At 68.3% G+C, this 16,120-nt stretch carries 5 protein-coding genes; all 5 read left to right on the forward strand.

Features of this window, described 5'->3' with window-relative positions; translation table 11 throughout:
* The first annotated feature begins 160 nt into the window (after positions 1-160).
* The 5 genes from BLR49_RS13845 (at position 161) to BLR49_RS04570 (ending at position 16,066) form a co-directional block, all read left to right on the forward strand.
* Positions 161-8,482 carry a DUF5979 domain-containing protein gene (locus BLR49_RS13845; RefSeq protein WP_092534106.1) on the forward strand — a complete coding sequence of 2,774 codons (8,322 nt, stop codon included), beginning with the start codon at positions 161-163 and terminating at the stop codon, positions 8,480-8,482.
* 69 nt (positions 8,483-8,551) lie between these two features.
* Positions 8,552-10,186, forward strand: a complete 1,635-nt coding sequence (locus BLR49_RS04555; RefSeq protein WP_092534109.1) for a SpaH/EbpB family LPXTG-anchored major pilin — start codon at positions 8,552-8,554, stop codon at positions 10,184-10,186.
* A 139-nt stretch (positions 10,187-10,325) separates the two neighbouring features.
* Positions 10,326-11,345: a class C sortase gene (locus tag BLR49_RS04560; RefSeq protein WP_143013697.1), complete on the forward strand. Its 1,020-nt coding sequence runs from the start codon at positions 10,326-10,328 to the stop codon at positions 11,343-11,345.
* Positions 11,346-11,704: 359 nt separating this feature from the next.
* Positions 11,705-14,365 (forward strand): CshA/CshB family fibrillar adhesin-related protein, encoded by a 2,661-nt coding sequence (locus BLR49_RS04565; RefSeq protein WP_092534112.1) that lies wholly within the window; start codon positions 11,705-11,707, stop codon positions 14,363-14,365.
* Positions 14,366-14,482: 117 nt separating this feature from the next.
* Complete coding sequence (locus tag BLR49_RS04570) at positions 14,483-16,066, forward strand: SpaH/EbpB family LPXTG-anchored major pilin (RefSeq protein WP_092534115.1); 1,584 nt, start codon at positions 14,483-14,485, stop codon at positions 16,064-16,066.
* The last annotated feature ends 54 nt before the right edge of the window (positions 16,067-16,120 follow it).

Here is a 16,120-nt window from a genome sequence, read left to right on the forward strand (position 1 = left end):
GGTACGGTTAAAGGCCGTGAGGAGCTAATGCTGCTTGCGATATTGCTTTTCGGTAAAGCGTTTTGGCTTGTCATGACATGTGTGAGGAAGGTCGTCAATGCGTCACGCTGCACGATCCCGCAGTAAGTGGGGGCTTCCGCGTTCCAGATTCACGGCGGTTGTGACCGTTGTCGCCCTGTTCGCCAGCGCCTTCGTCGGCGGCGTGGTGCTGCCGATCCAGCCGGTTGCGGCTGCGGCCGAGATTGTGGTGGACCTGGGAGAGTCCACCGCGGTGCAGCGTGATGTCACGACGAACTCCTACACGACCCCCGCATCTGCCTATAACGATGCCTGTGTGCGTTACTCACCTCAGGGAAGTGGATACAGTACGTCGAAGGTCAGCTCGTCGCAGAATGTCTTTGCCTCCTTCGGGTACAGCTATGGGCAGGGGATGAGGTGCCCCGGCAGCTACAACGACACCATCCAGAGCACCGTTGGGCTGAAGCCGGCAACCACCAACAGCGTCACCGCCGGCAGCCCCTTCCTCGTGGCCACCATGCGTCACAGTAACAAGCCGGTCCTCCAACTCGGCAACGTGACTCCTACGGTGGTCACCGGCACCATGGACCTGACTCTGGGGAACGCCATCAGCTCGTCCTTCCCCTGGACGCTGACCGAGACCAGCAACACCTGCCGTTCCACCTTCGACTCCGAGGGCCACTACGTCTCCGACGGGAGCGGTCAGTACGCCTATGACGTGAATGGCAACATAGGGCTCCGTTCCACAGGGACGTGGTACTGGAATGGTCGGGAGTACGTCGGGTCTTGGAATGGTCCCTACCACTACGCCTACAACCGTGATGGCAGCCTTGTCTCCCTTCCCAACGGCGACGTCGCCGTGGCCGGTGAGGCGACGAACGGCGCGCTCGGCGCCATCTATGACAAGTTCGGCCGCTCCTGCGAGGATGACGTCCTCGAGGTGGCCTCCGCGACCGACTCGACGGCATGGACCGACACCACCACCGGCATTCAGTACAAGCTGAAGCTGTGGGGCTTCGTCAACAACGGCACCAGCGGCACCTGCTCCCCCGAGCTGGCCGATCAGGATCTGGAAGACACCTTCATCACCAAGGAGAACGCCGAGACCTACGGCTGCCTGTACGGCTCCCTGGAACAGGTCCGCGCCGTCACGTTTGCCAAGGACGTCACCACCGATCCCTCGCTCGAGGACTCGACCACCATCCGCCCCTTCGACTATGAGAATGTCTCCGCCGAAGGGTCCACGGCGCTTGCCGACTGGGGCAGTATCAGCTCCCTGACCCCCACCGACTGGGGTGAGGCGGGCACCGCTCACGACACCAAGCACTATGAACTGCTCGCGCCGGACGATCAGGCCATCGTCAAGGAGAGCGACGCCAACACGGCAACGGACACCACCTCCGGCTGGCGCCTGACCGGCGTCACCTGCATCACCAATGGCAATAAGCAGCCCCTGATGAACCGCAACGGCGAGGTGCTCACCGACTCCGCTGTCAACCTCTCCGAGGGAACCCTGAACCTGTCCAGCTCTGAGCTGGCGGACACGGCCGAGAACACCGACATCACCTGTACCTGGCACAACGAGTACGTCGGTCGCTCCCAGCTCACCCTCGTCAAGCAGATCGACGGCATGACCTTCCCCGCCGTCAGCGAGAAGAACTGGACCCTGACTGCCACCCCCACCCAGACCTCCGAGGAGGGCACCGCCTTCCCGTACCGGACTATCTCCGGCCTGTCCGGCGAGCAGTCCGTCACGGGCCAGTGGACCCGCTCGGGCACCTACACCCTGTCCGAGGCCACCACCGGCGACGTCGAGGGCTTCTCCCAGCAAGGGGAGTGGAGCTGTGTGAACCAGAACGGCGACGCCGTCGCCGTCACCGACTCCCAGGTCACCCTCGGCGCCAACGAGCAGGTCACCTGCACGGTCACCAACACCTTCAAGACCGGCTCCATCCAGATCAACAAGACCGTCTCCGACCCCGACGGCGGCCTGACCGACCAGAACAAGACCTACACGGGCACCTACGACTGCGGCAGCGCCAACGGCCGCGACTTCTCCGGCACCTGGTCGGCCACCACCTCCACGCCCGCCGTCATCTCCGACCTGCCCGTAGGCGCCAGCTGCACGATCACCGAGAACGCCCCCAGCGGCGACCTCAAGGACGACTCCTACGAGTGGACCACCCCCAGCATCGACAACCCGTCGGTCGTGGTCCCCACCGCCCCGGCCGCGGGCCAGGTGAACGTCACCAACACCATCGTCCGCAACACCGGCACCATCGACGTCAGCAAGGTTGTTGAGCCGGAAGACGAGATCGCCGCGGGCGGCTGGACCGGCGCTTCCGACCGCACCTTCGAGGTCTCCTACACCTGCGACGGCGACGGCGGCTCCGGCACGCTCGACGTCTCCACCGGCACCCCGGCCACGCTGACCGTCCCCGCGGGCACCACCTGCTCCTTCACCGAGGCGGCCCCCGAGACCGCGGACGGCGACTTCAAGGACTCCTCCTACGAGTGGACCGGCGCGGGCAGCTTCGACAACTCCAGCGTCACCGTCAGCAAGGGCACCCCCGAGACCATCACCGTCACCAACACCTACAAGCGCGTGCTGGTGGACCTGAACTTCGCCAAGCAGGTCGACGGCGAGGGCTACACCGGCGGCGAGGCCACCTTCGCCATCGACTACGACTGCGGGACCGACTACTCCGGCACCGTCGACGTCGCCAATGGCGCCTCCACGACCGTGCAGGTGCCGCGCGGCGCCCTGTGCACCGTCTCCGAGCCCGCCTCCTCCCTGAACGAGGACCTGCTCGCCGACGCCTACGACTGGGGTACCCCCAGCTATGAGGGCCTCGACGCCGCCGAGGGCACCATGGTGAACGCGGCCGACGGCGGCAAGACCGTCACCGTCGTCAACCCCACCGAGGCCGCCTGGGGCAAGGTTGCCGTCACCAAGACCGTCAGCCCCGACGCCGGCCCCGTGACCGCAGGCACCACCTTCCCGGTCACCGTCACCTGTGACGCCCCCGCCCAGGGCGAGACCGAGAACTACACCGGCACCTTCGACCTGGCGGCCACCGGCTCCACGGCCACCGCCACCACGCCCTACATCGCCGCCGGCGCAAGCTGCACCGTCAGCGAGACGGCCCCCACCGGCTCCGAGGGCCTGACCGACGCCTCCTACAAGTGGAACGTCGGCCCCGAGGACCAGACCGTCACCGTCCAGGGCGACCACACCGAGCAGGTAACCGTCACCAACACCTGGCAGCGCGACCATGGCGACTTCACCATCACCAAGCAGCTGACCGACCTGGACGGCCAGGGCGCCGACAACACCTACTCCGGCACCTGGACCTGCACCCACCCCGGCGACGACGACGCCACCGGCACCTGGTCGGTGACCGGCTCCGGCGCCGCCACGCTGAGCGTCACCTCCGGTCCCGCCACCGCGGGCGGCACCAGCGCCGCCGTGCTGCTCGGCTCCACCTGCACGGTCACCGAGAACGACCCCGGCGCCCCCAACGACGCCGACCCCTCCTACGTGTTCTCCACCGCCGGCACCACCTCCGGCCCGGTCGCCATCGACCCCGACACCCGCACCGGCAACGTGGACGTCACCAACGTGGTCGCCCGCACCACCGGCGGGCTGACCATCACCAAGAGCGTGGAGGGCGCGCAGGCCGGCACCGGCTTCACCGACACCGACTTCACCTTCACCTACACCTGCACCCCGCTGACCGGCGAGGCCATCACCGGCACCGCCACCGTGCGCGCGGGCCAGACCAGCGAGACCATCACCGGCATTCCCGAGGGCTCGTCCTGCACCGTCACTGAGGACACGGGCGCTCTGCCCGCGGCCATCGACCCCTACCGCTGGGATGAGGACGGCACCACGATGACGGCCACGCCGTCGAGCGGAGCGGCCACCTCCGCGGACGGCGCGAGCATCTCCTTCACCATGCCCGGCGGCGAGGACGCGGGTGTGGCCGTGGCCGCCACCAACACCATGAGCGAGCGCTACGGCTCCATCCAGGTCACCAAGACCGTCGCCGACGGCAGTGACAACGTAAAGGCCAACGGCTTCACCGGCGCGGGGGACAAGCTCTTCCCCGTAACTGTCACCTGCGACGGCGCCCAGGCCTACTCCGGAACCCTCGCCGACGGTGAGACCGTCACCGTCGAGGGCATCCCGCTCGGCCGCACCTGCACGGTTACCGAGGGCACCATCAGCGGCGGCCTGGCCGACGGCTCCTACGCCTGGGGTGTGCCCACCATCACCGACCCGGTGAAGGTCACTAGTGAGGACGCCTCTTCCGGCACCGTCACCGTCACCAACACCATTGAGCGCGTGCGCGCCGAGGTGAACCTGAACAAGGTGCTCTCCGGCGAGCTGGCCACCCAGTTCGGCGCCGACAACACCTACTCTGGCGCCTTCACCTGCACTCACGCCGGCGACGCCGACGTGACCGGCACCTGGAGCGTGGACGGCGCCGGAAACGCTGCCATCACCTACGACGGCGGCCAGCCCCCCTTCGTCGACTCCACCTGCACGCCCACCGAGGACCTGGACGCCTCCGGCGCCCCGGACACCGACCCCTCCTTCTCCTGGGGCGAGCCCGCCTACGCCGATGCCACCGTGACCGCGGACGGCACTGCATCCATGACGGTCACCAACACCGTGAACCGGGACATGGGCTCCCTGACCGCCGCGAAGACGGTCATCGGTGAGACGAACGGCCTGAAGGACGGCCAAACCTTCACCCTGAACGCCACCTGCACCGCCCCCGGCGTGGACGGCGAGCTCACCGCCACCGCCACCGTCGCGAACGGCGAGACCGGCGTCGCCTTCGACCGGCAGATCCCGGCCGGCTGGACCTGCGCCATCAGCGAGACCAGCCCCACCCAGGACCAGCTCAAGGACTCCTCCTACGCCTGGGACATGGTCAACCTCTTCCCGGACGAGGTCACCATCACCAAGGACCAGACCGTGGAGGTAATCGCCACCAACACCATCCGCCGCGTCACCTCCGAACTCAGCCTGAACAAGGCCTACGGGGACGGGCTGTCCGACGGGGTCGTCGTCGACGAGTCCTTCTCGGGCGACATCGCCTGCCACTACGACGACGACCAGGGCACCACCCAGGACTGGAACCTGACCTGGACGGCCGACGGCGCCGGCGCGGCCACCATCGACGGTCTGCCCGAGGGCGGCCTGCCGCTGGGCACCGTCTGCACCGCCACCGAGAACGCCCCCACCCAGGAGCAGCTGCGGGACATCTCCTACCGCTGGAAGACCCCGACCGTCTCCGACCCGATCACTATCGGCGCTGACGCCGCCGCGAACACGCTCACCGTCACCAATGACGCCGAGCGCGCCGCCCAGCCGCTCACCGTCACCAAGGCCTACAGCGGCCTGGAAGGCGCCCTGACCGACGGCGCCACCGTGCGCGGCGGCTGGTCCTGCACCCAGGCGGACGGCAGCGAGGTCGGCGGACGCTGGGAGCTGCCCGCCTCCGGCGGCTCCGTCACCATCACCGAGGGCGCCGCCGGCGCCACCCTGTACGCCGGCGCCGACTGCACCCTCACCGAGGACACGCCCATCGACACCTCCGGGCTGACGGACGTCTCCTACGCGTGGAACAACCCCGTCTACGCCGTGGCCGCCGACGGGCAGACCTTCACCGAAGGCAACACGCTGACGGGCATCGCCCAGGACTCCGACCCGGTGCTGCGGGTGACCAACTCCACCCAGCGCATCTACGGCGCCCTGGCCATCAACAAGCTCGTCACCGGGCTCGACGGCGTCACCGCCGCCACCTCCAACGTCTACGCCGGCACCTGGTCCTGCACCGCGCAGGACGGCACCCTCAACGAGGGCACTTGGCGGGTCACTGGCGCCGGCGCCGCCACCCTGACCGGCGACTACACGCAGATCCTGGTCGGCTCGACCTGCACGGTCACCGAGACCGGCCGGCCCACCGCCCCCGCCGGTTCCGACCCGTCCTACCAGTGGACGGACCCCGAGCTGGACGGCGACTACGGCACCGTGGCCCAGGCGCAGACCATCGCCCGAGACGCCACCTCCACCGCCGAGGTCACCAACGCCGCTTCCGAGCGCACCCTGGCCACCGGCTTCACCGTGAACAAGGCCATCTCCGGCGCCACCGACGGTGCCACCGGGGAGAGCTACACGGTCGACTACACCTGCACCGCCGGCCAGGACACCTTCACCGGCACCCTCACCCTGCCCGCCGACGGCACCGCCGTCGCCGTGGAGGGCGTGCCCGTGGGCGCCACCTGCACCCTGACCGAGACGGCACCGGGAGACGACTCCCTCGCCGCACCCGCCGACGGCTCCTTCACCTGGACCGACCCCATGACCTATGAGGTCCAGGGCGCCGACGCCGACACCTCCACCCCCGGAGCGGTCACCTTCACCCTGCCCGCCCAGGCCGACGCCGCCGTGACCGCCACGGTCACCAACGACGTCGCCCCGCACGCCGGCGTGAACAAGACCTTCACCGGCACCAGCAAGCACCTGGACGCCGAAGGGAACTGGACCGGAGAGACCTGGGACGTCACCTACCAGGTGACCGTCACCAACCCCTCACAGGTGCAGGAACTCACCTACGAGCTGGTCGACACCCCGACCGTCCCCGAGGGCACCACGCTGAACTCCATCACCGTCACCGGCGGCGCCCTGGAGGGGACACTTGCCCAGGACGCCGGCCCCGTCACCGTGGTCACCGGCGCCACGCTGCCGGCCGGGGCCACCCACACCTACCAGGTGGTGCTGAACGTAACCGCTCCCGACACCGGGCTCCCCGGCGTCGGCGAGGGCGAGTGCAGTGCGCAGGCCGCCACCGACGGCACGGCCATCCACAACACCGCCTCCGTCACCTCCGGCGAGGTCACCGATACCGCCGAGGACTGCGGCGACGTCCCGATCAACCCGAAGTTCTCCGTGCGCAAGGACCCGGTCGACGTGGTCCGCAACGGGGACACCTACACCGCCACCTACACCGTGACCGTGGAGAACACCTCCCGCGCCGCGAGCCGCATCATCGCCGACGTCACCGACGCCCCGGCCCTGCCGGAGACCGCCAAGATCACCGGCGTAGCCGTCCTGGAGAACGGTGAGGCTGCAGCTGACGCCGAGATTCCGGGCATCACCGACGGCGTGCTCGACGGCCCCGTCACCCTGGCCAAGGCCGACTCCGGCCCGGTGCTCGCCGGCGGCACCGCCGGCGATGACGGCACCGTCACCGGCGGCGGTACTCGGGTGATCACCGTCCAGGTGAGCTTCAGCGTCAACTCCGCCGCCGCGGACTTCGAGGACACCGACTACCAGTGCGGTCACGAGCGCGCCGACGGCGCCCCCTCCGGCCTGGTCAACACCACCGCCATGGTGGGCGACACCGACGGCGATGAGAACAACACCGCCTGCCTGGACCTCACGCCCCGGCTGACCGTGTCCAAGTCCGTGGCCACCACCGGCGTCGGCACCACCTCCAGCTTCGAGGTGTCCTACACCATCACGGTGACCAACGAGGGCGAGCTGGCCCAGTCCACCGGCCTGCTGCGCGACAGGCCGGACTTCGCGCCCGGCCTGGACATCGATCAGGTGGCCGTTACCGCCCCCGGCGGGGAGCCAGTCGCCGCCGAGGCCGACGCCGAGGGCTACTACACCCTCACCGACGGCGACGTGATCGCCCCCGGGCGGACGGCCCAGTACACGCTCACCTTCGCGGTGACCGTCGACCCGAGCAACGCCGACTACTCCGAGGAGCTGCTGGAGTGCTCCGTGGAGGCGGACGGCACCCGTACCCCCGGCCACGGCCTGTTCAATGAGGTCTACCCGACCGACGGGCGCGACGCCTCCGGCCGCAGTGACAACACTGCCTGCGAACCGGTCACCCCGGACGCCGGCAAGCGCGTAATCACGCTGCGCAAGACCGGCACGCAGATCCAGGCGGACGGCACCAACAACCTGCCCGGCGCCGAGTTCGCGATCTACGACGTCGATCCCGCCACGGACGGCGCCGCCCCGATCGCCGGCGGCGTGAGCGTGGACCCGGTGGACGGCTCCCTGTTCACCACGGCGGGCCTGCCCATCAACCGCGACTACTGGGTGGTGGAGACCAAGGCCCCCGCCGGGCACAGCCTGCTGCCGCAGCCGATCCGCTTCCACCTGGGCGTGGACGCCGACGGCGGCACCACCATCACGCTGGCAGACACCAATGCGACCGCGGACACCATCAAGGTGATCCCCGCCGTCACCGATGCCGACGGCAATGTCATCACCGCCATCGGCATCAGCATCCACGACGTCGAGATCGGCACGCTGCCCCTGTCGGGCGGCCGCGGCATCGGCGTGTATGTGGCCGGGGCCGGGCTGCTGCTAGTGGCAGCGCTCGTCCTGAGCCTCACCCAGACTTCCCGCCGCCGGGGCCGCAGGGCCTGAGCCGCCGGGAGACGCCAGGGGCCAACCGGGCAGCCGGGTAACCCACAACCACATCAACGAGGAGAACCCATGACATCCCTCACCAGGCGCCGTTGCGCCGGCCTCGCTGCGGCGGTGGCCCTCGCAATCGGTGGTGCGGTCGCGGCGCCCGTCGCTACGGCTGCCCCAGTTCCTGCGATTCTTGCAGCAGTGGAGGCCACCGACGCGGACGTGGCGCTGATCGACGCCACCGCCAAGCCGGACCTGACCATCCACAAGCTCGCCCAGACCGAGACCAACGGCACCAGCGCCGGCAACGGCCTGGAGGACACGTCCGCCACCGGTGACCCGGTCTCCGGCGTCACCTTCACCATCACCAAGCTGGACTTCGACCTGACCACCCAGGCAGGCTGGCAGGCGCTGGCAGACCTGGACGGCGACGTCTCCGCCGCCCGCAGCCACACCACCGACACCACCTACACGGCGACCACCGGTGCTGACGGGCTGGCCAAGTTCACCGACGTCGAACTGGGTGCGTACATCGTCTCCGAGACCGCCACCCCCGCCAACGTCACCCCGGCCGAGGACTTCATCGTCACTCTGCCGATGACCAACGCGAGCACCCAGGCCGCCTGGAACTACGACGTGCACGTCTACCCCAAGAACGCGGTCGTTGACGCCACCAAGGAGGTCAGCGACTCCACCGCCCCGTCGGTCGGCGACACGCTGACCTACACGATCAAGGCGGACGTGCCCAAGCTGGACGTCGCCGGCGGCGCCACCATCAAGAACTACCAGATCGTCGACCCGCTCGACTCCCGCCTGGACTACTCCGACGCCGCGGTCAGCATGATCGGTACCGGCGCCGTGACCCTGACCCAGGGGGATGACTACAGCATCGTCTCCGCAGAGGGTGCCGACGGCAAGACCTACGTGACCGTCACCTTCACCGCGGCCGGCCGCGCCAAGATCGCGGCGGCCCGCGCCGACGGCGACGCCACCACCCAGGTGCAGGTGGTCATCAACGCCGTCGTCAGGGAGATCGGCTCCGGCCAGGGCGCCATCAGCAACCAGGCCTCCCTCATCCCCAACGACTCGCAGACCACCTGGGACCCGGAGAACCCCACCCCGGACGTCCCCGGTGAGCCCACCGAGGAGGTCAAGTCCTACTACGGCAAGGTGACCATCACCAAGACCGGTACCGACGGCAAGGACGCCTCCACCTATGCGGGCGCCGAGTTCCAGGTCTACCAGTGCAGCCCGACCGGCGCCTCCCAGGGGCAGACCATTGACCGCGATGCCGCGAACATCACCGGTGACGCCCTGACCGCCAACGCGGTCACGAACGGTGTCACCACCGAGGACACCGCCAAGTTCACCACCGGCGAGGACGGCACGGTCACCATCGATGCCCTCCAGACGAACGACTTCATCAACAACGCCGTCGTCGCCAGCCCCGGCTGGTACTGCCTGGTCGAGACCAAGGCTCCCGAGGGCTACGAGCTGCAGAGCGACCCGATCGCCTTCCAGGTGCTGCGCGCCAACGTGGCCGACAGCCCCTACACCATTGGCTTCACGGTCACCGACGTGCCCTCCAACGCGGGCTTCCGCCTGCCGCTGACCGGTGCCAACGGCATCCTGTTCCTCACCGTCGCCGGCGTACTGCTGGTCGGCGGTGCGGTCCTGCTCGCGGTGCACAACAAGCGCCGCAACGCCGAGGACTGACAGCCACGGGGTGGGGACGGCCCAGCAGCCGTCCCCACCCCGTGACACGACGGCGTGCGTCGGCCGGTGCATCCGGTCGCGCACGCCGTCGCCTGCACATAATCGGAACCACACCAGCACACTCCGCTGAAGGAAGCCAATGGGCCAGACTCCGTCAAACGCCGATGTCTTGGATGAGCCGCGCCGGAATGTGGAGGGCGCCTCCGCTGTGGCACCCGCGGAGCCGGGCGCCGGCCACGATGATGCCCAGCCGCCCAGCTCAGGTTCAGGAGGCAGCTCCCGAAAGCCGGGCCGGAAGCCCAGCCGGGGCAGCCGCCTGCTGAGCGTGCTGCCGTTCATCCTGGCCCTGGCCGGAGCGCTGGTGCTGGCCTATCCGGTGCTGGCCACGCAGCACAACAACTCCCGCCAGCAGGAGATCGCCGACCAGTACCAGGCGCAGATGGACACCGTCAGTCCAGACGTGCTCGCCGCAGAGCTGGCCAGTGCGGACCAGTACAACCAGGAGCTGGCCTCCTCCCCGATCCTCGACCCCTGGCTGGACCAGCAGCGCCCCGACACCCCCCAGTACCAGGCGTATCTGGCGGAGCTGGACCTGGATGAGGTGATGGCCCAGATCGTCATCCCCAAGATCCACGTGGACCTGCCCATCTACCACGGCACCGAGGCCGACACTCTGGCTCACGGCGTCGGCCACCTGTTCGGCACCGCCCTGCCCGTGGGCGGGGCCTCGACCCACTCCGTCCTCACCGGGCACACCGGCCTGGGCTCGGCAACCCTCTTCGACGACCTGACGAAGCTGGAGGAGGGGGACGCCTTCTACATCACCGCCGCGGGTCGCACGCTCAAGTACGAGGTCAACGACGTCCGCGTGGTGCTGCCGCACGAGACCGAGTCGCTGAACAAGGTGCCGGGGGAGGACCTGGTCACCCTGATTACCTGCACTCCCTACGGCGTGAACACCCACCGCCTGCTGGTCACCGGCACACGCGTGGCCATGGACCCGGTACAGGCGGAGGCCGAGCAGGCCGCGGCCACGCCCGCGCCCATGCGGCCATGGATGCTGTGGCTGATCGGGGCCGTTGTCGTAATCCTGACAGTGCTGACCGTGGCAGCCGGGCGGCGGGTAGTGCGCCGCATGCGCCGCGCGCGTCGCTCCTGACGGGCGCGTTTTCCCAGGCCAGGGGCGTAATCGGGGTCATAGGCGAACTCGATACGGTCACCATAGTAACCGACTTGCTACGACACTGGCACGGGTGTGCCACAGGTTTGGCACAGGTTAGTCGGGCTGACAGAAGGCTGGGAGTCCGCCGGTATCGTCGTCTGACGTCATCCCCCAGATGGCTAGGTCGTCCCCCAGATGGCCTAGGCCAAGCGTCTAACCCATAAGAGTGCGGTGCCTCCACCGCCGGTTACCCATGGAGCCTCGCAGTGCTTGTTCAGTCCGCCGTCACCCGTCTTCGTCGGGTCTCGCGCCGAGCCGCCGCAATACTCGCCTGTACCGCGCTCGCTGCGACTGGCATGGTCGTGGTCTCTCCCACCTCCGCCTCTGCGGCGGGCACTGCCGCGGAGGGCTTCGCCACCGGCGGAGAGGGCCGCTTCAAGAACGACATCCAGTGGATCCAGTGGGGTACCTACGCTGGTGAGCATCTGCTTAACACGGAAAACGCATGGGGCAGGAAGGAAAAGACTCAGCGCCGTGACTTAGGTAACGGCCTCACTCTGGAGACCACCTGCACCATTTCGCGCCCCAGGGCGCATGTCAATGATGTCGGAGTGACTCGCGGCACTGTGCTCGAGTCCTACATACCCGGTGGCTGGGCCGGAGACTCGCTTGATGACCTCTACAACGACGGCGGATCGGGCTACTTCACGGATCCTGGGAACCCGACCTTCGACATTAACAACCCTGCCGCCGATACCTACGAGAACCCCAACACGATGGTGATCGGTATCAAGAACCGTACTAACCACGCCAACGTCTCATTCGACTTCGAGTGCCACGCGTACCTGAACGGTGTTGAGGTCCCACTGCAAGGCTTGGTATTCGCCGACGCTGAAGCGTCTTCACTCGCAAAAGGAAGCAGCGAGAATGACCAGGCCGAGTGGATCGAGGCTGCCCCCAAATCGGGCAGTGGCGGTGTCACCTGGTACCTGCTCGATCGTTACCGCAGTGATGGTTGCAGCACGGACGTGCGTATCAGCGCGGTGAGCCAGCAGCTCGGTGGGACAGGTCAGACGCTCAACTACATGCGCATGGAGCCCACAGCCCAGGAGTGCGTCTATTCCGATGGAGCCTATTACGAACGGCCTAAGTACGGCGCATCCGGTCCAGGCGCGGTGATGTTCATGAAGGGAGCCACCTCGGCGACCGTGCATATGCAGGGCCGCGGTTTCACCGCCGTTGCCCTGGGTGTGGTCATCGAGACCGACTTCGGCGATGCGCCGAACTCCTACGGCACCGCCGGCGCCCTCTTCCAGCCCAGCTGGACCACCGGCACCGCCCTAAGCAACACCGGTTGGCAGGGGCAGAGAGTGTGGTCCATGACTCCGGCCGACATCACCAACGAGCCGCCGTCCACGGTTCACCTGGGGACCCGCATCGATTCCGAGACCTACCAGCAGCACTCCGTTGGCGCTGATGGTGATGACACCAACGGTGTCAATGACGATGAGGACGCCCTGGACGCCCGCTCCTCCATCCAGCAGGGGGCCATGCTGCCGATAGACGTCCTGAACGGGGACACCAGCTCCTACACGATCAACGGCGTCGCCTGCGGCGGCTACGGCAAGATCCAGGGCTGGATCGACTGGAACGGTGACGGCGAATTCCAGGACAACGAGGCCTCCAACACCCAGGCCTGTCCCTCCTCCGGCCGCGTCAACCTGACCTTCAACGTCCCCCAGGCGCCCGTTGACACCAACCTTGTCAACAAGGCGGTCACCTACCTGCGGCTGCGCGCCACCACCAACGACTCGGAGAGTAAGCCGACCGGCGTCACCGTCGGCGGCGAGGTGGAGGACTACCTCCTCAATCTGCCCGCCCAGCTGCGCCTGGTCAAGGAGGTCAACAACAACTACGGCGGCACCGCGGAGGCAACCGACTGGGACCTGACTGCTAAGACCGGTACCACCTCCTACACCTACGCCTCCGGCCAGACCCGGTACGTCAACGCCGGCAGCTACGCGCTCGCCGAGGCCGGCAAGACCGACGTCGCCGACGCCGGCTATGAGCTGGAGTCCCTGGCCTGCACGCAGGGTGCGGTCGGCTCCAACCCCACCACCGCCGTCGGCGGCGTTAACAAGGGCAACCCGAACGTCACCACTGCCAACGCCACCCTGACGGTGTGCACCTTCACCAACGCCGACCAGCCCGGCTCCTTCACCTGGCACAAGGTCGACGAGACCGGCCAGGAGGTCGGGGGCACCGAGTGGACCTTGACTGGCCCGGGCGTGCCCGCCGGCACCACCATCACCGACTGCACCGGGGGCTGCTCCAGCCAGCCCTGGACCGACCAGGACGCCGCTGCCGCCCGCTTCCAGCTCACCGACCTTCCCTGGGGTACCTACACCCTCACCGAGTCCAAGGTGCCCGACGGCTACCAGCTGGACGAGACCCCCATCACCTTCACCATTGGCCCGGACGCCGAGGGCGGTCTCGACGTCGAGCACGGCGACGTCGTCAACGAGCGCCTTACCGGTTCGGTGACCTGGCTAAAGACCGATGCCGACAACGGCAAGGCCCTGTCCGGCTCCGAGTGGCAGCTGAGCCTGCCGGGAGCCGGGGAGCCGGTGACCATCACCGACTGCGTAGCCGACAGTGCCGAGGCCTGCGCCGAGGCCGCCGGGGAGGCCGACTACTACGACTCCGACCCCGCCGCGGGCGCATTCAAGGTGACCGGCCTGGCCTGGAACGAGGACGCCGACTACGCCCTGGCCGAGTCCAAGGCGCCCGCCGGGTACGTGCTCGACACCACCAGCCACAGCTTCCGCATCCTGCCGGCCGCCCTGGACTACGGCTTCACGACGGCGTTCACCAATGAGAAGACCACGGTTCCCGGCCTGCCGCTCACCGGCGGCCTCGGGGCCGACACCTTCCTGATCGGCGGGGGCGTCCTGGCCGCCCTGGCCCTCGCCGCCGGACTCGTGAGGAGGCGCCGCGCACAGAACGTCCCGAGCTGAGACCCGTGCCGGCACAGCGACCGCACGGGCGGCAGCCGGCCTCAACCAACCAGATTTAATCAACCCCCCCCTCATACGCGCCGCCGACGACGGCGCAGATGAAAGGAACCTCAACCCATGAGCACCAGCACTCGCACGCTGGCGAGCCGAGTCGCCGCCGGAGCCGGGGCCCTCGCCCTGACCCTGGCCGGGCTGGGCGGCATCGCCGCTACGGCCGCTGCCGACACCTCCGTCGGCAACATCAACCCCGACGCCAAGGGAACGCTGAACATCCACAAGCTTGAGAGCGGCTCGATGCAGGGCGGCCCCGGCACGCCCAACGACGCCACCGACAAGACCGGTAAGGGCGTGGCCGACGTCGTCTTCACCGCCTACAAGATCACCAACCTTGACCTGACCACCCAGGCGGCCTGGAACGGCCTGGACAGCCTCAGCATCCCCGCTAACGCCTGCGGCTCCAACAACGCCACCCCGTCGCTGACGCTGCCGGGTGGCACGGCCGCCACCTTTGACACTGGCAAGGCCTCCGACCCGACTGCCGACAATGGTGACACCACCATCTCCGACCTGTCCGTGGCCGCCTACCTGGTCTGTGAGACCGAGGCGCCGGCGACCGTCGCGAAGAAGGCCGCGCCCTTCCTGGTGACGATCCCCTTCCCGAACAACAAGGCCAACAACGCCTCCACCACGCAGAACGGCGAGTGGCTGTACACCATCGACGTGTACCCCAAGAACACCGTCGTCCTGGCCCCCACCAAGGGCGTTGAGGTCACGGCCAACGGCCTGCAGACCGCCGCGCAGCTCGAGTTCCCGGTGACTGTCACCGTCCCGAGCATCGCCGAGGGTGACCAGTTCACCGCCTTCTATGTAACCGACCCGCTCAACGCTGCCCTGACCGACGGCGCCGTGAAGTCCGTGAAGCTGGACGATGTGGTGGACGTCAACCCCGACTACTACTCGGTCACCACGGGCCAGAACCTCAAGGTCGAGTTCAACGAGGCCGGCCGTGCCTTCCTGAAGGGCAAGGCGGACTCCAAGCTGGTGATCACCTTCACCGCCACCGCCAACTCCGTGACCGAGTCCGGCAACATCCCCAACACCGCCCACCTGTTCGTGGACACCGAGGGCGGCGACACCCCGCCGGACACCCCGACCAACCCGGTGGTCTCCAGCTGGGGCAACGCCGTGATCACCAAGACCGACGCCGACAACGGCAAGGCCCTGGCCGGCGCCACCTTCCAGGTCTACAACTCCTCCGACCCCCTCGCCGAGACCTGCGACAAGAGCACCGCCACCGGCGAGGCGATCTCGATCAACGGCGTGGACACCTTCACCTCCGACGCCAACGGCCAGATCAACCTGGTCGGCCTATTCGTCGACTCCAAGGTCGGCGTCGCCGGGCAGACCGAGGACGAGATCTCCCCGGACAACACCACCCGCTGCTACGTGCTGGTTGAGACCGCCGCCCCGGCCGGCTACACCCTGCCCCAGGGTGACGCCGCCAACACGGCGCTGAAGATCACCGCCGGCACCACCACCGCCGACAACATCACCATCGACAACACCAAGCAGAACGTGCCGAACCTGCCGCTGACCGGTGCCAACGGCCAGCTGCTGATGATGCTGATCGGTGCCGCCCTGGTCCTCCTCGCCGCCGGTTCGGTCCTCGTGGCCCGCAACCGCCAGCGCGCCCAGGGCTGACCCGGGCAGGGACTCGCATTAGCGGGACCCACCCCTGGCAACACCTGCGGTTGC

The organism is Actinomyces ruminicola (assembly GCF_900103885.1).
Taxonomy (GTDB): domain Bacteria; phylum Actinomycetota; class Actinomycetes; order Actinomycetales; family Actinomycetaceae; genus Actinomyces; species Actinomyces ruminicola.

Coding starts and splice junctions, on each gene's coding strand:
- BLR49_RS04555 (WP_092534109.1), top strand. CDS start 8,552: ATGACATCCCTCACCAGGCGCCGTTGCGCCGGCCTCGCTGCGGCGGTG.
- BLR49_RS04560 (WP_143013697.1), top strand. CDS start 10,326: ATGGGCCAGACTCCGTCAAACGCCGATGTCTTGGATGAGCCGCGCCGG.
- BLR49_RS04565 (WP_092534112.1), top strand. CDS start 11,705: ATGGTCGTGGTCTCTCCCACCTCCGCCTCTGCGGCGGGCACTGCCGCG.
- BLR49_RS04570 (WP_092534115.1), top strand. CDS start 14,483: ATGAGCACCAGCACTCGCACGCTGGCGAGCCGAGTCGCCGCCGGAGCC.